Source organism: Pseudoalteromonas sp. PB2-1 (assembly GCF_045040605.1).
In the GTDB taxonomy this organism is placed as follows: domain Bacteria; phylum Pseudomonadota; class Gammaproteobacteria; order Enterobacterales; family Alteromonadaceae; genus Pseudoalteromonas; species Pseudoalteromonas arabiensis.
In genome coordinates this window covers 337,309-359,504 of record NZ_CP090668.1, presented here as the reverse complement: position 1 = coordinate 359,504, position 22,196 = coordinate 337,309, and the positions used below count along the sequence as shown (strand labels likewise).

At 40.8% G+C, this 22,196-nt stretch carries 20 protein-coding genes and 1 pseudogene; 2 read left to right on the top strand and 19 right to left on the bottom strand.

Annotation, left to right across the window (positions count from 1 at the left end):
* Positions 1 to 4 precede the first annotated feature (4 nt).
* Complete coding sequence (locus L0Z67_RS18555; protein WP_392353786.1) at positions 5 to 346, bottom strand: DUF6559 family protein; 342 nt, start codon at positions 344 to 346, stop codon at positions 5 to 7.
* Between the two features lie 3 nt (positions 347 to 349).
* Entirely contained in the window at positions 350 to 691 is a 342-nt protein-coding gene (locus L0Z67_RS18550; RefSeq protein ID WP_392353784.1) for a hypothetical protein, read from the bottom strand.
* Positions 692 to 820: 129 nt separating this feature from the next.
* On the opposite strand from L0Z67_RS18550, the gene L0Z67_RS18545 reads away from it, so the two are divergent.
* Both L0Z67_RS18545 and L0Z67_RS18540 read left to right on the top strand, forming a co-directional pair.
* Positions 821 to 955: a hypothetical protein gene (locus L0Z67_RS18545; protein ID WP_392353782.1), complete on the top strand. Its 135-nt coding sequence runs from the start codon at positions 821 to 823 to the stop codon at positions 953 to 955.
* 204 nt (positions 956 to 1,159) lie between these two features.
* Complete coding sequence (locus L0Z67_RS18540; RefSeq protein WP_062568419.1) at positions 1,160 to 1,453, top strand: hypothetical protein; 294 nt, start codon at positions 1,160 to 1,162, stop codon at positions 1,451 to 1,453.
* Between the two features lie 252 nt (positions 1,454 to 1,705).
* Here the strand turns inward: L0Z67_RS18540 and L0Z67_RS18535 are convergent, their stop codons facing one another.
* From L0Z67_RS18535 to L0Z67_RS18455, 17 genes and pseudogenes are all read right to left on the bottom strand, one after another.
* A complete protein-coding gene (locus L0Z67_RS18535; protein WP_062568420.1) occupies positions 1,706 to 2,218 on the bottom strand; it encodes a hypothetical protein in 513 nt (170 codons plus the stop codon).
* Between the two features lie 175 nt (positions 2,219 to 2,393).
* Positions 2,394 to 3,232 (bottom strand): annotated as a pseudogene (locus L0Z67_RS18530) (transposase).
* 45 nt (positions 3,233 to 3,277) lie between these two features.
* Entirely contained in the window at positions 3,278 to 3,481 is a 204-nt protein-coding gene (locus L0Z67_RS18525) for a hypothetical protein (protein ID WP_062567445.1), read from the bottom strand.
* Positions 3,482 to 4,039: 558 nt separating this feature from the next.
* Positions 4,040 to 4,729 (bottom strand): RHS repeat-associated core domain-containing protein, encoded by a 690-nt coding sequence (locus L0Z67_RS18520; protein ID WP_245219856.1) that lies wholly within the window; start codon positions 4,727 to 4,729, stop codon positions 4,040 to 4,042.
* A gap of 11 nt (positions 4,730 to 4,740) precedes the next feature.
* A complete protein-coding gene (locus L0Z67_RS18515; RefSeq protein ID WP_405128749.1) occupies positions 4,741 to 5,031 on the bottom strand; it encodes a hypothetical protein in 291 nt (96 codons plus the stop codon).
* A gap of 115 nt (positions 5,032 to 5,146) precedes the next feature.
* Positions 5,147 to 5,416, bottom strand: a complete 270-nt coding sequence (locus L0Z67_RS18510; RefSeq protein ID WP_392353776.1) for a hypothetical protein — start codon at positions 5,414 to 5,416, stop codon at positions 5,147 to 5,149.
* A gap of 53 nt (positions 5,417 to 5,469) precedes the next feature.
* Positions 5,470 to 6,387, bottom strand: a complete 918-nt coding sequence (gene rluF / locus L0Z67_RS18505) for a 23S rRNA pseudouridine(2604) synthase RluF (RefSeq protein WP_392353774.1) — start codon at positions 6,385 to 6,387, stop codon at positions 5,470 to 5,472.
* A 77-nt stretch (positions 6,388 to 6,464) separates the two neighbouring features.
* Complete coding sequence (locus L0Z67_RS18500; RefSeq protein ID WP_392353772.1) at positions 6,465 to 7,568, bottom strand: ABC transporter substrate-binding protein; 1,104 nt, start codon at positions 7,566 to 7,568, stop codon at positions 6,465 to 6,467.
* 50 nt (positions 7,569 to 7,618) lie between these two features.
* Positions 7,619 to 8,701: a DUF418 domain-containing protein gene (locus tag L0Z67_RS18495; protein ID WP_392353770.1), complete on the bottom strand. Its 1,083-nt coding sequence runs from the start codon at positions 8,699 to 8,701 to the stop codon at positions 7,619 to 7,621.
* A 7-nt stretch (positions 8,702 to 8,708) separates the two neighbouring features.
* Entirely contained in the window at positions 8,709 to 9,923 is a 1,215-nt protein-coding gene (locus L0Z67_RS18490) for an EAL and HDOD domain-containing protein (RefSeq protein ID WP_237115308.1), read from the bottom strand.
* A 91-nt stretch (positions 9,924 to 10,014) separates the two neighbouring features.
* A complete protein-coding gene (locus L0Z67_RS18485) occupies positions 10,015 to 11,553 on the bottom strand; it encodes a glycogen synthase (RefSeq protein ID WP_392353767.1) in 1,539 nt (512 codons plus the stop codon).
* Between the two features lie 74 nt (positions 11,554 to 11,627).
* Entirely contained in the window at positions 11,628 to 12,929 is a 1,302-nt protein-coding gene (gene glgC, locus L0Z67_RS18480; protein WP_237115310.1) for a glucose-1-phosphate adenylyltransferase, read from the bottom strand.
* An 18-nt stretch (positions 12,930 to 12,947) separates the two neighbouring features.
* Positions 12,948 to 15,467 (bottom strand): glycogen/starch/alpha-glucan phosphorylase, encoded by a 2,520-nt coding sequence (locus tag L0Z67_RS18475; protein ID WP_237127372.1) that lies wholly within the window; start codon positions 15,465 to 15,467, stop codon positions 12,948 to 12,950.
* A 4-nt stretch (positions 15,468 to 15,471) separates the two neighbouring features.
* Entirely contained in the window at positions 15,472 to 17,514 is a 2,043-nt protein-coding gene (gene glgX / locus L0Z67_RS18470) for a glycogen debranching protein GlgX (protein ID WP_392353765.1), read from the bottom strand.
* A complete protein-coding gene (gene glgB / locus L0Z67_RS18465; RefSeq protein WP_392353763.1) occupies positions 17,504 to 19,735 on the bottom strand; it encodes a 1,4-alpha-glucan branching protein GlgB in 2,232 nt (743 codons plus the stop codon). The genes glgX and glgB overlap by 11 nt, the downstream gene beginning before the upstream one ends.
* On the bottom strand, positions 19,736 to 21,712 hold the full coding sequence (malQ, locus tag L0Z67_RS18460) for a 4-alpha-glucanotransferase (RefSeq protein ID WP_237127369.1): 1,977 nt from the start codon (positions 21,710 to 21,712) through the stop codon (positions 19,736 to 19,738). It lies immediately after the preceding gene.
* A gap of 11 nt (positions 21,713 to 21,723) precedes the next feature.
* A complete protein-coding gene (locus L0Z67_RS18455; RefSeq protein WP_062567102.1) occupies positions 21,724 to 22,023 on the bottom strand; it encodes an isoamylase early set domain-containing protein in 300 nt (99 codons plus the stop codon).
* Positions 22,024 to 22,196 lie beyond the last annotated feature (173 nt).

Sequence of the window (22,196 nt, the reverse complement as noted above, 5' to 3'; positions counted from 1 at the left end):
GCTTTTAATCTCCACTTCCTCCCAAATCATTTCCCCCGTCTCCCCCTATGAAATCAACACTGTTACTCAACATAGAATTTGAACTAGGGGAACTACTCACATATTCTTTTTCAATTTCTTGATAATCGTATTGAGTTCCAAACCTACTAGACTCAAATGACTGCCTATCAACAAACATAAAACAAGCAAGATACGAGTATTTTTGATTCAACTTATGTCTGGTTATTGTTGCTTCTATTTGACTTGGGGTGCAACCATTAAAGCTCCCATAATCTTTTTTCAGAAGTTTTGGTTGCTTTATCAAATATTGTTTTATCGCCTTTTTTTTAAAATAATTGAAATACATTGCTTAACTCTTTTTCACATATTCTGGTATATAAAAACTATTTTGCCATGGAATAGAAAAATTATCATTGAAGTGGTTTATAAATAAGTTTGCATAACTTTCCCCATTTTTTTCTGCCAGTTTAATACTGAAGATATTATCCCAAGGCAATAAAATAGGCGGCTTTTTCCGATAGCAAAGAAAATATAATAATATTCCTTCATCATTTACACTAACCCACATGGGTTGATTAGTATCTGACAAAACTCCGACCCCTTTGAGCCAATTAGACATACATGAAAATGGCTTTATTTCCTTCTGGACAATCAGTTGAGTTGCGATCTTATCGACAGCAACCTGCCTCACTTTTCGGCCACCTTTTGGATAAAAGTAAACCAGCCCACAAAAACCAATAAAAAATAAGGAAGCAAATAATAGAGAGTTAAACCAATTAAATATTAAAAAATCATCTTATATTCTTATGAGGGTTAGGTCATGAAGACAACAGTTAAAGATTGGTACATCGTTTCTGTTTTTGATGATGAGGAATTGATCGGCAAAATCCTCTGGGGCACTTGCGAAGAAGATGAGACTTACAGATTTTCACCGGGGAGCTATATCAGTACATGAAAGGTTGAAAAGATTTTTCCAAACAAAAGATTAATCATTACAGCGAGTGGCAGTTGCTATAAATTGATTGGCGAAGGCCAAAAGGCTCAAGTGCAAATAATTGACTTCGAACTCCTTCGAAACGGCTTTTCGCCTGAGCAGATCACCCAATTGAATTTGGCACCAAACGGTGTATTTCATTAAAAAATCAAGCAGGATATTATCATGACAACTCAAACAATCGATTTTCACAATGCCGAATGCTCAGCTTGTCACAAAAAACATGTCGATATCAGGACTGAGATAGTTGATCCTTCGCCAGAACATCCCAATGCAATTAGAAAGAAAATTATCTTTCGATGCGAAGATCACCTTAACTGTGATGTTGATGAAATTGAAAAGCTTGCGCTGGTCAAAAAGCGATTTCAAGATCTAGATGAAAGTGACCTTGTGGATGGTGACGATTTTTTGAATCACATTGTTCCAGACCAAGTAAATTTTTGCAGCCAGCTACCCTAGAAAAACAAAGCCCCGCAGCTTAAGTAAGCGAGTGCGAGGCTTTGGATTAGAAATAAATTAGCCATCGTATCTTTTTTTATAGTTCCGGTATGTGTTTGCTGCTACGAGTGCCATAAGCACATTGTAAGCCACTAAAAAAAATAAACCGCGTAATGGGCTGTAGAAAAAGCCTATAACCAATCCTGCTAACCCACCCAAAATAAGATGAAATAGCAACTGTCCTTTATAGTATGTAAAAAATGTCATCTAGTCTTACTCATTTATTTCTTTATTGACTACAGAAAGAGCTGCATCGGTTACAGCAGATGCTGCTGTTGCGCCGCCAGAGGTTAGCTGTTCACTAACATTAGAACCAACATAACTACTTCTAGTTGTATTTGATATCTGGGAACTAATTCCACCTGAATTTGATAAGTTATCAAGCTTATTCGTTATCGAATTTGCCCCCTTAGCACCTACGAAACCGCCAGCAGCGCCAGCTACAGTGCTTGTCGCTGCTTTAGTTAGATTTACCTCTTTGCCATTCGCAAGATCAGAAGTAACTGAACCAACACCATTTGCAGCGCCACTTACAGCAGTTGTTCGAGTTACAGCTTTAGACCCAGTTATAGCTCCTTTAACAGCTTGTGTTGCTGCTCTACCTGCAAAACCGCCAGTTACGGCACCTACTGCTCCAGCTATAGCAATATCAGTAACATTTATATCTTGACCAGTCGCTACCTGAGCAATTAACTCGACACCTGCACCTATAACAGCTCCCCACAAAAATTCGCCATCAGCACAAACCTAGGGGTCACACAAACCTAGCAAACCTAGGGGTCTAGCAAACCTAGGGGTCAGCAAACCTAGGGGTCACAGCAAACCTAGGGGTCACAGCAAACCGGCAAACCTAGGGGTCAGGTCTTGCCTTTTGCCACAATTTTACTGGCAAACCTAGGGGTCAGGTCTTGCCTTTTGCCACAATCTTACTTACACGCGAATAGTGTAATTGAAAATAATCACCCACCTATTTCTAAGTATATCCCCCAGATGCATAAGCGGCTTTTATTGCTTCATTTCGATTATCAAATTGCTGAGCGTATTCAGCTAATGGCAATGACTGGTTTCGCCTTTGTTTAAGGGGGACTTCACATAAATCACCTTCTTGCTCTAAAAGTAACGCTAAGTGCTCTTTAACAAATTCATCGTCACCTAAAAAACTTGATTCGATATATCAGTCCAAGGATCCACGCCTTTTCCTTGCTCGACAAATAACGCAAATTTTCGCCTTGCTATCGCTTTAAATTTTCAAAATTGGAGTAACATTTTGTCGATTTCAAGCCATGCTGGAACGTGTGCTTGGCCCATCGTAAAGTGCCAGCTACTCCAAGGCCAATCCGATAAGCTATCTACCATCTTTGCTCTAATTGGATTTAAAACAATATATCTGTTCAACTCTAATAAGTAAGCATCCTTATCAACCAAAATAGCCTTATAGCGCCCCTGAAATAAATGCCCAACACGTTGATGACTTCTATTAAACCATTGTGTATATACCCCGTTTAATTGGCGCATCCCTTTACTTAAATTTGCATCAGGAGTTTCAACTAATAGGTGGTAATGATTGCTCATTAAGCAAAATGAATGAATAACCCAGTTATAACGCTCGCATACGTCACCTAAAATACTTAAGAATCCATCAAAGTCAGCTTCATCTAAATAAATTGGCTTTCGTTCATTCCCTCGCGACGTTACATGGTACAAAGCTCCTGCGAACTCTAATCGTAGCGGCCTAGCCATCCTTTCACCTATCAATATTGGTAAATTAATAACTAAAATTAGGCCTTAATTAACGAAAAGGCAAAAAGAAAGACCTGACCCTTTTGCTTTTGCATCTTCTTTGCTGAATTTAAAGCTCAGCCAAATATGCTCTAAGGTGAGCCAAACATAAGCGTTGTTAGGCGGGTATCCTTCAAACTTATCAGAATAACCAAAAGCATCTACTAATTCTTTAAAGGAAAGTTTTAGTTCATCTGCTCTTTCAATCATTCGTTCCATCACTGGCCAATATGTCAACCAAATAGGGTTATCACTTCTATAACTGTCAAGCTATCTTTGAATAAAAGCTTTGCAAAATTGTGTTGGGTTATCTTTTGGGAGTGCCATATTAATTATCCTTCAATGCTATTTAGTCCAGCATATCCACATTGAAAAAGTTCGTCCGTATCTGAAGCATGTAAATTTTATCGACTTTAGATCGAGTAATAAAAAGCCCCATGAGAGTGGGGCTTTTTGTTCAAATTTGAGTGGATGTCATCTAAAGATTTGTTCTAAATTTTAAGTTTGGAAAAAATCCAGCTTAAGATCTTAAAAGACACACCATATAAGATAGCCAGAGAAAACAACATCAACGCAAAACCACTTAGAACGATAACTTTGTCATATTCCCTTAACGGCTTATTCACATCAATTCCCAGTTCCGCACCGACCTTATGAACTAATGTTATATAGATAAAGGTTACAATAAATACATTTATTGTATGTATGATTAACCTTACTTTTTTTCCTTTCTCTGATGTTGAATCTGAAAATTTTAAAGAACCCATATCAACAACCCGAACTATCTTTGCATACTTTATCTGCTGTAGCAGTACCTGCTGCTGCTCCTGTTGCATACCCAGCCCCAACCTGAACGTCCGCAGCTGCTGATTTGCTACCAGCATTTGTTAATGACTGTGAATTGCTTAACACTCTTTGAGAAGTTGATTCTGTCATATTATGACTAGCTTGACTAATAGAGTTATCTGGTAACCCCTTGGTCAATGCTCCTTTTACCGAATTTGCTGTACTCTTGGCTAAAGCGCCTCCAACAGCGCCTGTTAAACCTGCTGTCGCAACCTTAGCACCATCATAATTTCCAGTAGCAATTTGATTTACAGCTTCACCTGCCGCATTTGCACCACCACCTAGTAAAGCAGATGATACAACCCCGCCACCTAGAGAGCTTGCCAAACCAACTGCACCACCAACAGCCGATGCACGAGCAACAGAAGAAAAACTTGCGTTATCGTTTGTCAATAGTTCTGTGGCACCACCTATTACAGCACCAATTAGTGTTGCAGCTATTTGAATACCAAACTCACCATCAGGGTCTACATATTTATAAGGGTTATTATTGGCATACGTGTAGCGACCAAACCCATGCACAGGATTCCCACGCCCCATATGCCCCATGACATCCACAGGATCATTACTCATAAAGCGACCTATGACTGGATCATAGTATCGTGCCTGCATATAACTCAACCCTAAATCCGTGTCGAACTTATGCCTGTGTAGCCCACATCATCTTTTGCTGCTTCAATGCTATCCCCATACGGCTTATAATTCATAACCGATGGCGCGGCAGCAACTCCAGTACCTTCTTTAGCAACTAACTTACCTCCAAGATATATAATTAATGCCCCCTTTCGGTGTTTCTCGGTAAAGCAATTTACCAGCCTTATGTATAAGCTATAGCTGATACCTTTTGAGTCCACGGTCTTAATACGGCGATTATAGCCATCGTAAACATAATGATTACTATCCGATTTGACCATTTGGTTCGCAAGAATATAAGCAAAGGTATTCTTAACCATTATTTGTAATATTACCGAGGCTATAAAACAAATATGGTTAATTCAAAGTGCGAGGAATTGGACTCAAAAAGTCTATTTACTTATCATTTTTATCTAACTGGCTTGCGCAAGAGTAGCAGCTCTCTTTTGGCATGTTATATTTTAAAAATGAGCGAATAACTTGGTTTTTACCACATTTAGGGCATGTGTAGTTTATCGATTGAACAACCAAAATAATTGCAGTGACCAAACTCAGTATATAAAACGGATTTAAAAAGAAATCGACACGAATATCAATGAGGTTAAAGCCCATGATACAGACAACAAGCACTACTAATGTTATTTGGAATTTTTTGTGTTTTGCCATTTAAATACCAAGAACCTTTCTAACCTAAAGCTAAATACGCTTTATGTTATTAGCTATTTTTTAAGACTCAATGTGCCTGCTCGTTTAGTACTACTTCGCTTTGTTTGCGTGTTTTTTGCAGAATGAGTTTTCGTTTGTTTTGAGTCTGTACGCGCTTTTTTTACGTATTTCGAAAAGTCGCGCTTTTTATCGTTTTCTGCGCGAGGTTTTGGCGAAGGTTTGGTTTGCTGTTTGTTTTCATCTATAGAACGTTCTTCAGTTTTACCTGAATTTGCAATGGAGTTATTAATTTCAGCCATTTCTTGTTCTGTCAGGTGACGCCATTGGCCTACTTTCAAGCCTTTTAACGTCACATTCATGATGCGCGTGCGTTTAAGAGTCACAACTTCATAGCCTAGGTATTCACACATGCGGCGAATTTGGCGGTTGAGCCCTTGTGTCAATACAATAGTAAATTGCTGAGGGCCAGTTTGTGTGACTTTACATTTTTTTGTTACCGTATCGAGGATGGGAATACCATTTGCCATTTTATTTACAAATTGACGGTTTAACGGTTTATCAACGGTGACGACGTATTCTTTTTCGTGATTATTACCCGCGCGCAAAATCTTGTTAACGATGTCACCTTCGTTAGTTAGAAATATTAACCCTTCGGATGGACGATCTAAACGACCAATAGGAAAAATTCGCTCAGGATAGTTTACTGCTTTTACAATATTACTTTGAATTTTACGTTCCGTAGTACAGGTAATACCCACGGGTTTGTTGTAAGCGATATAAACAAGTTTAGGCTTTGCTTTGAGTGCTTTGCCATCGATAAGTACGTCGTCGGAGTCACTGACTTTAACGCCCATTTCAGGTAAATTGCCGTTAACCGTTACGCGACCTTCTTCAATATATTTATCGGCCTCACGACGTGAACAGAACCCTGTTTCACTGATAAATTTATTTAATCGCTTTAACTGTGTCATAACGTACTTCTATTGGAATGGTAAAGCCGCTAGTTTATACCAGAACGCTTAGGCAAACCAGACGCAATAAAGGCCGGTTAAAAAGCGGATTCCTTAAAAGCCACATTGGCGTTTTTTTGCAACAATAAGGAATGCAGCCGCTCAAAATCGAGCTGATAGGCAGTATTATTTGAACCGCTGAGCAAAAATGCGTCAAAGGGAACCGCAGACCAATCTTCGATGTCTCTTATCCAATTGTAATCGTTTACGTTTTGGTTGGTGATCACACCTAATAAAAACTTTATAGAATTATTATTCGTCCAATATGAGTGACCATTGTGATGATCGACCAGACTTATTAATGCCCATGCCCCCATCATAAAATGCCCACCGGCACTTGCGGTTAATCGTCCTTGTTCAATCAGTCTTAAGTTATCATCAAGCCAGTCCATGCCACCAATAAAGTACTGTTTATTATTTTTCTCTTTAACAGCATCCAGTGCACCAAGCGCCATTAAGTCAGAAGCACACCAAATAACGTTTGTCTGGGGGTAGCGATGTAATAGCCTGCGCACTTTATCTGTGGCCTCAGTTTTGTTCCAATTAGCATACACCACCTGCTCTAGCTCAACTTGCTGATTTTTTAAAAAGTGCTTTAAGCCGTTACTACGCGTGTCAGATTCAGTGCCATAGTGGCCATTAATAGCAACAAAATGCGCTGTTTGACCTGCATTTTCAGCACTGTCTAGCAGGGCTTTGCCAAGTTGTTCACCGGCTTTAAAGTTGTCGTGATACACTTCGCCTAACCAATATTTAAAATGCTGTTTTGGCTCACCGACTTGCTCTCTCTCAGCCCCTAGAATAGTTTCTTCTAGGGTAACAAACTTAACTTTGTGTTTTTCTAACAAGCTCATCGACTGCTCAGCGCCGCCTGGATAGTTAATTAAGACAACATAATCAGGTGTCGCATTGTATTTGAGGTATTGTTTGAGTTCTTCCAGCTGAATATGGCGATTCGCCCCGCCATAGATAATATCCAAATCGACATTAGTTTGCTTTGCAGCCGCCTGCATTACATCGGTCACTTTTTGCCAAAATGGTTCTTCTTTAATAGATGGATTTACAAATAACACATTAAATTGCTCGACGGCACAAAGTGGCATTGTGCATAGCATCAGTAAGCTAATTATCCAAAACCGCATAACATCCCCGAACAATTTTCTTTAAATTAAGTGTAGTACATACAGTGCGATTATGACGATAATTTACGCCATACATATTCACATGGACCATGCTTAAATAAACGTAAATATAAGGCACTAAAGCTCAGTTGAAGCAGGGCAATAAAAACGCTCAGTAGCCAATAATCAATCCGATTAAAGGTAACTACCCAGGAAGGAAATACAATTCGAAAGCACAACAAAAAGATCACTGTTTGCATTAAATATAAGGTCAATGACATACGACCTGCATTTTGTAAGGCCGTAAATTTATTTTTATTATTTCCGACAAGCTTCACAATTAAATGAATATAGAGTAAAGCAGTACTAAGGGCTGCAAACCAGTTAAATGGCTCAGCTAAAGCATATGTTAAAACGCTTGTGCTAGGCTCAACTATTAACCTCAAAAGCGTAAATCCAACGGCAGCAGGTAAAATAAAGTTAAGCTGTTTTGTCGTTAAACCGTTTACAAAAATGCCTTGTTTATAGAGTGCAACACCAATAAGCATAATACCCGCTGCCATCCATAATGTTATAAGCGGGAGCGCTATTAGCATCACAACAAACATGAGTATGTTACTCATAAACCCAGAAAAAAATGATGAATGCCAGTCTTGGTAAGCCTCTACAAAAATATCTGATTCACGAGTTAAGGGGCTCATATCAGGCTCAATAAAAGCCAGTAAAAATGAAATGACTGCACCAAGCGCTAAAAATCCAATGCCTTGCTTTAGTTGTTGATTATAGGGTTGGTCAATAAACTTTAATGTTAACCAACCTGCACACGCATAAATTAATAAAATATCGCCAGCCCAAAGTAAAAGACCATGTGCTAGACCTATAAAGGCAAGTATTTTTAAACGGTTATATTGTTTATCACGTAACTGAGGGTGCTGCCGTTGAATAACTAAACCTGCGCCAAATAACAGGCAAAAGAGTGTTCTGAATCGCCCATCAATAAAAATGAGATCGGCTATATGAATTATATTGTCAGATAAAGGTGGTTGTGGACTTGGCACATATCCATATTCAAAAACACCGAAAAAATAGGCATTCATAAACATCAGGCCAAGTACCGCGATACCCCGTAAAACATCCATATTTATATTGCGCATAAATCACTTATAAGTTTTGCCGACAGCTATCGCTCCAATTTACCGCATTTTCATAGATTTTGGGAAGATCTGCACTATCAATATTAATATAGACAACAGCTTGCTCTAATGCCCACCAACTGCCTGATTCGTAAGCTTTAACAGTCTCAAGTATATAGTAGAGAATGTTCTTTTCCTGCATCAATGCCGCATGGATATCATCAGGAAAAGGTAGTCTATCAAGCAGCTTTTCCATCGGTTGGTCAAGTATAGCATCCAGCAAAGAAAACAAACCTGTTAGAAACGCTTCGCCAGTGTGTTCTTTAGCGACTTGCAAGGCTATTAACTCACAAAAGCGTGCCCTAACAACACAAAGCCGAGTTAACTCGGCTGGTTTTGATTGCGCACTATGGGCGGTAATTATAAGACTTACAAACTTTTTCAGTCGTTCATTACCCAAATAAACAAGTGCCTGTTTTAAAGACCCTATTTTGCTTTTTATTGGAAAAACACCACTGTTGATCAGTCGCAATAGTTTATAGGCAAGGGCTGTATCAAGAGAAAACAAACCTGCCACTTCGTTAATATCGGGTGAAGGTCGCATAACTTCAGCGTAAATCGACAACACTAAGGCGTAGTTATAGTTAATGTCACGCTGTTGAATCATGGTTGGTTTTGCAAAAAAATAGCCTTGGAAAAAATCAAAGCCCATTTCATAGGCTTTTTTGTAATCTTCTTCCGTTTCAAGCTTTTCAGCGAGTAGTTTTATTTTTTTGTGCTTTTTTAGCTTATTGACGACAGGAGAAATTTCTTCGAAAGGCGTTTGTTTTACATCAAACTTTATTAATCGTACTAATTTTAAAAAACGATCCCATTCTGGTTGATAAACGAAATCATCCAGAGCAAGCTTAAAGTTATTATGAAAAAGTTCACGACAAAAAGCGTAGTTTTCGTCTGTTGGCTCCATGGTTTCCAACAGTTCGATAACAACATCTTGGTTAGGCAAAAAAGCGCATAAATCCAGTTTCAAAGACTCTGGACCAATATTAATTAACGCTTTTTTCCCCGATGTAATATGACGTGTACCTAAGTTGAGCTGATTTTCCATAATGAGTCGTGCTGTCGCAGTACTTTCAGCAACATTCGGAAAACAGTTTTTCTCACTATCACGAAATAGTAACTCATAGGCGACAACTTGTTGACGACGATTAAAGACAGCTTGCCTAGCAACAAATACAGCCACTTTACCTACTTTTTATTTATTATGTAACACTAAGTAATTAATAACTGAAATTGAAACAAAAGTCACCCTATTCCCAATAATAGTCCATTTTTTATTGATATAAGTCCGATAAATAATTTGTGGCGACTTGCTGCCAAGTAAAACGAGCACTTTTCGCTCGCTCGCAAATTGTACACCACAGCTCAGAATCTGTTTCCCTTAACGCTAATACCTCACTAAAACGATTAATGAGTGCACTACTTTGCTCGCTAAGATTAGCGCCTTCAAAACTAAAACCATTTTCTGAATCAACGACTGTATCTTTAAGCCCCCCCACACTATGAACAAGACATGGTTGGCCTGCTCGCATCGCTAGCATCTGGCTTATACCACATGGTTCAAACGAGCTAGGCATTAAGAATAAATCACCTAAGTGATACAGGTATTCGCCTGTTAAGTGTGCATACCCTTTTAAATATAATAAGTTAGCATTTCGTGCCATCGCCGCGGTCATTAATTGCTCAAGCGAGTCATCACCGGAGCCCAATATAATCATATAGCCATGGTATGTACTTAAACGAGCACACAATTCATCAATAACACGATGTTGATTATAAGGTTGCCGCAACAGCAAGGCTTTTTGATCCGTTAAACGGCCGACACTGGTTACTAATGGGCCTGAAAAGGAACGTGTTTTAAACTGTAAAAGCCGTTGATGCGCAATGTAGTGGGTTGAGTCAAGTATCGGACTTTTTGCCATCCATTGAAACAATGCCAACTCGGCATGCTGATACAGGCTAGCCAGTGTGCAATTATCAGGCTCTGCGACTGAGTATTCACAGCCATTGAGTATGCCAACTACTCGCCCTTCTTTATTAGCCGCCTGTAAGTCTTGCTCTAATCCTTCGCCACCAAAAAAACCATTGTCAGCATCGCTTGCTTTAAGGACCTCTTGGCAATAAGTTGGAGACACCAAGTGAACTTTATCAACTAAATTAATCGCTGTGCGCATCGGGTTAAAACAATCTGGGTAGCGAGGATCACACAATGTTTGACCATCGTAGCCTAAACTTGGAAACCATGCTTCTAAGCTCGAGCTATCCCCCTTAAATGGGCGAATACCTTGTAGGGCTAAATTATGAACCGTGTAGGCTAAAAAGAGGTTTGAAAACCGATTAAATCGCTTATCTGTTTTTAATAACAATGCGACACACGCACTATGCCAATCATGTAGGTGTAATACATCTGGGGTATTAATAACCCCTTGTAATAAAGCCTCACAGACTGCCGCATTGAACAGAGCAAACTTACTGGCATCTGTTGCAAATGGGCGGCCTATTTCATCATTACAATACACAGCACCGTGATGTCGGCTAAATTCCCAATGCGAAATAACAAGTTGCTTTATGCCCTGTTCCGACTGAGCTAGCTGCCACACTTCTAATTGCTCTATTTTGCCTGCAAATGAAACCGAGATACTGCCTAAGTGCTGACGCTCCAAATAATGGAAACCATAGTCAGGTATAACAACATCAACCGTTAAGCCTTTTTCAATCAAAGCCTTTGGGCAGTCTCTCACAACATCAGCAACGCCACCTACTTTGGCATTGGGTAACGCATCATTCTCTGCAGCCACCATCAACACATGCATGTTTGCAGTACTCCTTTTGAATATGTTTAAATCATGCAGCCACGGCAATACGCGCTAACTGCATGAGCACGGCATTAAGCAAGACGTTTGTTATCCTGCTCTTGTTGCTTTAGTTTCTTGGCAAGTTCATGCAACATGTCGCGGGTAACAAGCACAATGCCTTTTTTGGATACCCTAAAGCCATTTTCTTTGTCGACCTTATGATCGTAGCCAATTTCCAGTCCTGCCGGAATTTCACAGCTACGGTCAATAATTGCGCGTTTAATTCGACAATTACGCTGAATTTTTGCACCGGGTAGAATCACCGACTGTTCTATTTCACAATAAGAGTGTACATGCACATTCGAAAACAGCAGTGACTTTCTCACTAACGAGCCCGAAATAATACACCCACCTGAAACAGTGGAATCCACTGCCATACCGCGCCTGTCATCATTATCGAAAATAAATTTAGCAGGTGGAAGTTGCTCTTGGTATGTCCAAATAGGCCAACTTGGGTCATATAAATCAAGTTGCGGTTCAGGCATTACTAGCTCCATATTGGCTTCCCAAAACGAGTCTAGGGTGCCAACATCGCGCCAATACGGCTGACCTTCAAAGCCTGGATCTCTAAATGGATACGCATACACATTATGCTCTTCGATTATGGCAGGAATAATATCGTGGCCAAAGTCTCGGCCAGAGCCTTCTGTTTCAGCATCTTTTTTTAGCTGTTCAAATAAAAACTCGGTGTTAAAAACATAATTCCCCATTGATGCCAAACATGTGCCTGGTTTGCCAGGCACAGAGCTCGGGTTTGCTGGCTTTTCATCAAAACGGCGAACCCGTTTAGTATCATCAACTGTCATCACACCAAAAGTATTTGCGGCTTCTTCACAAGGCACTTCAATGCAGCATACTGTCATATCAGCCCCTGTTTCCACGTGCTTAGCTAACAGGCCGCCATAGTCCATACGGTAAACATGATCCCCTGACAAAATCATTACATACTTAGGTAGTTCATGGCGAATAATATCCATATTCTGAAAAACAGCATCCGCAGTACCACAATACCACTCATCACCATAACGCTGAGATGCAGGCAGTATTTCAACTGATTCTCCCAGCTCTTTCTTAAAGTGCCCCCAAGCACGATTTACATGACGAATTAATGAGTGTGATTTGTACTGAGTAGCAATCCCCACTCGACGAATTCCTGAGTTTATACAGTTGGACAATGGGAAGTCGATAATTCGATGCTTACCACCAAAGTACACAGCCGGTTTCGCTCGCCAATCTGTTAATTCGTGTAAACGTGAACCTCGCCCACCCGCTAAAATTAGGGCATACGTTTCTCTTGTTAAACTACTTATATATCGATTTGCATAACTTGGCATAACTCTCTCCGTCTTAAGTTAGCTACTTTTTTCTGTGTGTTGCTGTGTGCGAGTATCCAAAAGTGGTTCCAAATGCCATATGTCGTCACTGTATTGGCTTATGGTTCTATCGCTCGAAAACATACCACTGGCGGCCGTATTCAAAATGCTCATTTTGGTCCAATGTGATGTGTCTAAATAGGCTTGCTCAACATGTTCTTGCGCTTGTACAAAGCTGGCAAAATCATGGGCGACTAACCAAGGATCGTGTGGGCTTTTAATCGCGGCAATGATGTCGTCAAATAAATTGGGTTCAAAAAGATTAAAATGCCCACTTTCAATGAGCTGCATCACCTTATATAAGCTGTCAGTTTGTTGAATAATTTGCTCAGGGTTATAATGGGCTTTAATATCGTCAATTTGTTCTGCGCGGGCACCAAATAAGAAAAAGTTGTCTGCACCAACCGCATCTCGAATCTCAATGTTTGCACCATCTAATGTGCCAATGGTCAGTGCACCATTCATCATGAATTTCATATTACCCGTGCCTGATGCTTCTTTGCCTGCTGTTGAAATTTGCTCTGATAAATCCGTTGCAGGGCAAATAGTTTCCATTGCGGTGACATTATAATTAGGCAAAAACGCAACACGTAAGTAGGGCTGAGCGAGTGGATCTTTATTGATAACCTCAGCGACGTTATTAATTAACTTAATGATCTTCTTCGCCATGTAATAGCCAGGTGCTGCTTTGCCACCAAGTAACACACAGCGTGGCACAATATTGTCTGTGTGGCCTTGACGAATTCGATCATATAAATGAATGATATGCAGTACATTCAAAAGCTGGCGTTTGTATTCATGAATACGCTTAACTTGCACATCGAACATCATTGAAGAATCAAACTCAACACCACAGCGGGCTTTAACTAAATCAACTAAACGCTGTTTGTTAGTGCATTTAACTGCTTGCCATTGTTTGTGGAATGCTTCATCGTCGTAATAACGACGTAGCAGGCTAATTTTGCTGAAATCAGCAACCCAATCATCACCGATTTTGCTGGTAATTAATGTGCTTAACGCAGGGTTACAATGAGCAAGCCAGCGACGAGGAGTTACACCATTTGTCTTGTTATTGAATTTGTTAGGCCATAACTGATAAAAGTCATTAAATAAGCCAGCTTTCAATAGTTCAGTATGCAGGGCTGCTACACCATTGACGGAGTAGCTACCAACAATCGCTAAATACGCCATACGAATTTGCGGCTCGCCACCTTCTTCAATTAACGACAAAGCTTGTTGCTTGCCAACATCGCCTGGCCACGCTTGTGCAACCTCAGCTAGAAAACGAGCATTAATCTCATAAATAATTTCTAAAACACGGGGCAGTAAACGAGAAAATAATGACACCGACCACTTTTCAAGTGCTTCAGGTAACAGTGTATGGTTTGTGTATGCCATTGTTTTTGTGGTAATTAGCCACGCTTCATCCCAATCAAGCTCATAATCATCGACAAGTAGTCTCATGAGCTCTGCTACAGCGATACTAGGGTGAGTGTCGTTTAACTGAAATACATGATGATCGGCAAAGTCAGAAAAGTCTTCACCGTACTGATTAACCCAAATATCAATGATGTCTTGAATACTGGCCGATGATAAAAAGTATTGTTGACGTAAACGCAGCTCTTTACCGTTTTCGCTACTATCGTTGGGATATAGCACCATGGTAATTTGCTCTGCTAAGTTCTTACGTGCCACAGCCTCAGAGTAACTGCCTGCATTGAACTCACTTAAATCAAACTCATCGGTGGCTTCTGACTTCCACAAACGCAAGGTGTTAACTATGTCATTTTTATAGCCAGGGATTGGCACATCATAAGGTACGGCGAGTACGTCTTGGGTATCAAGCCACTGACGATGTACTCGTCCTTGTTTGTCTGTATAGCTGTCTAGGTGACCAAAAAATTTAACCCGTTTTGACTGCTCTGGTGCGCTTAATTCCCACGGATGGCCTTCGCGTAGCCAGTTATCTGGTTGCTCAACTTGATGACCATTTTCAAGTGCCTGATTAAACATACCGTATTCGTAACGGATACCATAACCAATAACAGGCAGAGCAAGACTGGCGCAGCTATCCAAAAAACACGCTGCAAGACGCCCTAAGCCACCATTACCAAGCCCTGCATCGTGTTCAGCTTCTGCAACTTGTTCAAGTTCAGTACAATATTGCTGCAATGCTTTTTCAACTTGCTCATCTAAATCAAGATTCAAAATTGCATTGCCAAGTGCCCGTCCCATTAAAAACTCCAGTGATAAATAGGCAGTTTTTCGACGCTTTTGCTCATGTATTTGCTGCTTAGTAACACGGCAGCGGGCCACCAGCCTGTCACGTATTGTTAATGCTAACGCATGATATAAATACAGTTGTGACTTGCCGACTTTGTCACGCCCTAAGGTGTAGTAAAAATGGCGTGATAAATCATCCTCTAAGGTGCTTTCATCAATAATTGGCGCGTCTTGCCACCCTTTTACAACACATGCTTGCTCAGCATTTTTAGTCATGACTTTAGTCCTCTGAATTGGCGGTAAAAACCCAGCTACTCATTGCAGCTATTTGTTGTTCCATATCTTCATTGGCGGATATTGGATGAATACTGCTAACAGCGAGCTGCCACTTAGCTTTTTCTAAATGAGGAAGTTGACAGCTAACAGCCTCAGACCCTGCATTTAGAATGATTAAGAGTGCTTGGTGTGTATGTTTATCGGTTAAGCTATACATTAGGAACTGACGCTCAGCTTCATGCCAGTCGTCCTGTTGCATTGCGTTACCCTCTTCGGTAAACCATGCGACGTCATACCGCGTGTCATCATCGTGCACAAAGAAACGGTGCTTAAAGACACTAAATTGTTTGCGTAAACGCAGCACATCATCAATGAATCGAGTCAATGGGTGGCTTAATTGAGAATCTTTCCAAGCAAGCCAACTGGTGCGGTTATTTTGGCAATACGCATTATTATTACCGCCCTGTGAGTGAGCCATTTCACTGCCCGACGCAAGCATAGGCACGCCTTTGGAAAGCAATAAAGTTAGCAACATATTTTTTTGTTGTTGTAATCGTAATGAGCTTACTTTTGCATCGTTAGTAAAGCCTTCAACTCCACAGTTAAATGAATAATTTGCACTATGACCATCACGATTTTGTTCGCCATTAGCTTCATTATGCTTTTGTTCGTAACTGACTAAATCTGCCAGCGTAAATCCGTCATGGCTAGTGATAAAGTTAATACTGTTTAAAGGGCCTCGTAAGTTATGCTCAAATAGATCGAAAGAACCATGTAAGCGTTTTGCAAGTTCACCAATTAAGCCTGGCTCTTGTTTCCAAAAACGTCGAACGGTATCGCGGTATTGATCATTCCACTCACGCCAAGGCGCAGGGAAAGCACCAAGTTGATAGCCTCCAGGCCCAATATCCCAAGGCTCAGCAATTAACTTTACTTTATTAAGTACAGGGTCTTGGTTTATTGCCTGTAAAAATGAATGGGCTTGATTAAAACCGTTTGGGTTGCGCCCTAAGATAGTCGCAAGATCAAATCGAAAACCATCCACGCCCATTATTTCAACCCAATAGCGTAAACTGTCGAGTACCAATTGCAATGTGCGTGGAGAGTCAATGTTGAGCGTATTGCCACACCCCGTGTCATTAATATAATGTGATGGTTTTTCAGCCACTGTTCGGTAATAGCCTAGATTATCTAAGCCTCGCAGTGATAACAAAGGACCATCCGTGCCAGCCTCGGCAGTATGGTTGTAAACAACATCTAAAATAACTTCAATGTCTGCTTTATGAAGGGTTGCCACCATATCTTGAAATTCACTGACATCATCTTTAACCAAGTAATCTTTATGGGGAGTGAAAAAGTTTAAGGTGTTATAACCCCAATAATTTTGTAACCCTTTGGCAGTAAGAAACTGTTCACTGATAAAAGCTTGCACAGGCAATAACTCCAAGCAAGTTATGCCCAACGTACGTAAATGCTCAATGAAACGAGGATGGCTCAAGCCTAAAAACTTTCCTTGTAATGGCTTTGGAATGTCTGGGTGTCTACATGTTGCCCCTTTAACATGGCACTCATAAATCACGGTTTTGCCCCAGCTGTGATTTGGTCTTTTACCCGAATATGGCTTAACTTCTCCGACACGCGACTTAGGCATATCAATGGCATTATTCACTTCACTTAAGGTGCCTACCGGCATTTGCCCATAGTGGCGTTCACTCCAAGTAAATTCACCGTAAAAGTCCTGCGCATATGGGTCTAACAGGAGTTTGTGTTTATTAAAAAACACTCCTTTATCAGGTGCATATTCACCATCGGCACGAAAGCCATATAACGCTCCTTTTTTTAATGGGCTGACCAAAAGTGTCCACACACCTCCTTCGTTCATATTCATCGGTAGCGTTAATACTTCCGAGTGACCACTACTATCAAACAAGCACAGTAAGATATGCTTTGCCTGTGGCGCATAGACGGCAAAGTTAACCCCCTCTTCAACAACGGATGACCCCAGAGGCTGCGTAAAGCCGATTTCCAACCGCACACTATGACTCATGATTCACCTTTTTAAGGTAAATTGTGGCAAGGCCAGGTAAAGAAATACTCAAACTTTGTTTAAAGCCGTGACTTAGCGTCGTTTGCGTACTTATTGTTTGATTTGCCATGCCTGTCACTTCTACACCTGAGCCAAAATAATCTTGCTTATCGGTGTTAAAAACAACCTGATAATCACCCGCTTTAGGTACACCAACGATGAAGTCATGATAGACCTGCGGGGTTAAATTGCTGATCACAATTACAAAATCATCGGCTTGTTTTGCATAGCGAATGAAACTAAAAATACTTTGCTTTGCATTGTTGCTATCAAGCCAAGCAAACCCAGCAGGGCTGGTGTCTTGTTCGTACAGTGCGGGCGTATTGCGATAGACCTCATTTAACTCTTTAATGGTTTGCTGCACACCACAATGACTAATATGCTCAAGTAAGTGCCAATCTAACGATTGATCGTGATTCCACTCGTTACGTTGCGCTATTTCAGCCCCCATAAAAAGGAGCTTTTTGCCTGGATGCGCCCACATAAACGCATAATAGGCTCTTAAATTAGCGAATTTTTGCCAATCATCGCCGGGCATTTTTTCAATAAGCGACCTTTTGCCATGTACAACCTCATCGTGACTGAGAGGCAAAATATAATTTTCACTGTAAGCATAAACCATTGAGAAAGTCATTTCGTGGTGGTGATGCGCACGGTATAGTGGGTCTCGCTGCATGTAGTGCAGACTGTCATTCATCCAGCCCATATTCCATTTGTAGCCAAATCCTAAGCCATCATGATCAACTTGGCGTGTAACACCAGGCCATGCTGTTGACTCTTCTGCCACCATCATGATGCCTGGATTGTTTGCGTAGCAGCGCATATTCACTTGCTTTAAACACTCAATGGCCCCGAGATTTTCACGGCCGCCATATTGATTAGCAACCCACTGCCCTTCTTCTCGGCTGTAATCTAAGTAAAGCATTGACGCCACAGCATCAACACGCAGGCCATCAATACCAAATTCATGCAGCCAATACATCGCATTCGCAATCAAAAAACTGCGTACTTCAGCCCGATCATAGTTGTAGATATAGGTATTCCAATCAGGGTGAAACCCCTGACGAATGTCTGCGTGTTCATAAAGGTGAGTGCCATCAAAACAATGCAAACCATGCGGGTCACTTGGAAAATGCCCAGGCACCCAATCTAATATAATTCCTAAGTTTGCTTGATGACATTGATTAACAAAATAAACAAAATCTTCAAAGCTACCGTAACGGCTTGTTGCCGCAAATAAACCTACCGGTTGATAACCCCATGAACCATCAAATGGGTATTCGCTAATTGGCATTAACTGTAAGTGGGTAAAACCAAGTTCTTTGGTGTAAGGGATCAGACAATCGGCAAGCTCTCGCCATGTTAGATATCGATTATTATCTTGTCGCTGCCAAGAGCCTACATGCACTTCATATATACTTATTGGCGCATCAATGCTATTGCGCTTGGCACGATTAGCCAGTGCGTGCTTGTCAAGGTGTACCTCTGCCTTGCTACACTGTAAAACAGAAGCAGTGCCAGGCGCCTGTTGCATTTTAAATGCAAATGGGTCCGCTTTTTCAAGCACTTCACCACTAAGAGTGGTAATCGCAAACTTATAACATTGGTCTACTTTTAGTGCAGGAATAAATAACTCCCACACACCACTTGCAGGATGAAACCGCATAAAATGGCGGCTGCGTTGCCAATAATTAAAATCCCCAATGACTGAGACACTCGCGGCGTTAGGTGCCCACACTACAAAACGGACTCCTTGTACACCCTGCTGATCTGTAAAATGAGCACCAAAGTGTTTATAAGCATGCTCAAGGCTGCCCTCATTGAACAAATACATTGCCTGTTCGTCGAGTGTGCTTACAAAGCTATATTCATCGTACTGTTGCTCGCACCCTTGCTCATAGTTGACGTCAAGTTTGTACTCAGGAGCAGACTCTGTATGGATTGTCGCAACAAACAAATCACTTTGCCCTTGCCTGTGTGCTGGTACAATGAGTGAATCGAGCACAACGGATACTGTTTTTGCTCCTGGTAAAAAGCAACGTACTTCATAACTTTCACTATTCACTTTATGTGGCCCTAAAAAGCTGAATGGATCTTTAAAGCAGCCAGCAGTTAAAGCCGTGATCTGTGCCTGATAAATCAGTGGTTGTTCAATGTGCTCTTGGCGGACACGACTTTGCATTTATTGCTTCCTTATGGAGATTAAATTGGCTAACAATGATGCTTTAGAATCGATAATATGCTTTGCCGAACGTGACAATAAACGCCGCCAATTTGGGTATTCTTGATCAGTGCCAGGGATGTTTACGGGCAATACTTGCTCGTCTAAATCATCTATTTGAATGGTAAATAACTGTGCAGGAGCCTTAGCAAGACATGTCGCTAATGCTTCATACACTTCTTGTGCCTGTGCATTAGGGCTTAACTCCTTCGCACTTTGACGATAAATAAAATGCAACATCCTTTGTTTTTCAATGTCTCGCGCTGCGATAAGTTCATAGCTCTCGGCCTCATTTATCAATCCATATTGCTGTTTTACAGTGATATCATAACCAGTCCACCAACCAGAAAATGGCGGGACATCATGATTGGCAATCATTAATAAACTGTGCTGCGAAAAATGTTCAGCCAAGAGGAATTCCCCATCCTGATCTTTTTCAAAATAAAACAAACCATTTGAATAAATAGCACTTGCTTCAAGTGCCTCTCTTACTTCATTAGGGACAACCCCTAAATCTTCACCAATTACGACACACTGATTAAGATGAGATTCTATTTTTAAAATGGCAAGAAGATGTTCAAATGGGTAATAAACATAACAACCATCTTGCTGTCCTTGGTTCTCAAAACACCACCATAATCTGCGTATAGCCATAACATGGTCAATTCTCAGTCCGCCTACATCTTCCATATTGGCGCGAATTAAAGAACGGTAAAATGCAAAGTGATCTGTACTGAGTTTTTGTGGGTCTAATGCAGGTAGCCCCCAATTTTGGCCTCGCTCTGCCCAAGGATCCGGTGGTGCACCAACATAAGCACCATGAGAAAATAACGTATATTGACTTTTAAACTCACTGCCATCTCCAGCGCAGCCCACTGCCAAGTCGTTTATTAAACCAATATCCATATAGCAATCAGCAGCTAGTTGTTGGCAAAAGTTTAGCTGAGAGTGCGCAAGCCACTGTAAGTAACTTGCGTATCGGCTATCTTCTGCATCCAGTGTTGCTAGGCTTTGGCTATGTACGTTACAAAACTCGTCGAATTGGGCTTTACGTTCGTCCGATGCGGTATTGCAAAAGTGTGCGTATAAGCAATCGAACACGTTATATTTAAAATCAGTGACTAGGGTGTAATCTATGAACTGTTCTGAGTTGATTGGCAGCTCAGCCAATAATTTTTCAAGCTTAGTATTGTGCTTTGCGTCCTCACATAGAGACACCGCTATATACAGCGGGTTTAACAAAGCACGGCTGTTTGGGCTGTATGGGCTTGCCCGCTCTGGGGCGTGTTCAAAAAGTAAATGTAGTGGGTTGAGTAAAATATAATCCATCCCATGGCTGGCCGCATCACGAATAAGGGAAGCCAAGTCAGCAAAATCACCAATACCAAAGCCTGCATGATTCACTAAACTGTAGAGCTGAATAGATAAACCCAAACGTTTTTTATCTTCAACTTGAAAACATGTTTGAGGGGTTATCCAAAGTTGACTACGACTGTGTTGATCTGCCACAGATATATACGCATCATGATAACCAATAGGCATAGGCGGCACAGGTAGCGCGACCTCGATATAACGAACACCATTTAAACCATAGTCACCTAATACATCTAAACCTACAAAGCTTTCTCTGTTAGCGGTTATTCCGAGTGACGGGATTGATAGCTCACAATGATGCTCAAGTAAGCGCTCATCTATACGCACTTTTAACAGTCGGTTTTCAGCGCTGACAAGGCTTACCGGCGGCAATAAATTGAGCCAATTACCTGCATCAAGCGTAAAGTTTAGCTGTTCAATTGTATTTATGTCGTCAGTATGAATACCGCAGCAACGTAAGGCACAAGCGCGAGTATTCTCATCGAAAACAACATGCTCGCCTGTGTACTTTGTATACTCGTAGCCAATACCATAAAGATAAAATAACTGCGAAAGTGACTGCATTAATGCACCTATTAAGCGCGTTGAGTGTTTACAACACTATTTTCAGTACCAAAAACATTAGGAGTATAAGCGTCAGCTTGATGGTCGTTATCCCAAACATGACCATTGATGAGGTAACGAAAGTGAAATTGTTTATCGAGCGGTAAACGCTGCTTGCACTTGAAAACCTGTTCTTTTTTGTTGTATTTCATTGGCACTGGCTGCCAATCTGTAAACTCTGCAACTAATTGCACATTTTCAGCGTCTGGGTGCTGAAATTCAAAAGTAACTTCGGTTTCGTCTTTGGTTTTAAAAAAACGTTTACTTAACATAGTGGGCTCCAATTCAACCAGATGGTTAATTAATCCTTGCCACAGTGCCGTGTTCAACTACTCAACAGTCGGGGCTGTGTATTACATGCGCTAAAAACTGCCTAAAAGAACATGTACCTTACTCAGTAAATCAAATCTTTGTTTACGCATTATGACAGTGCAAAATATTTGTG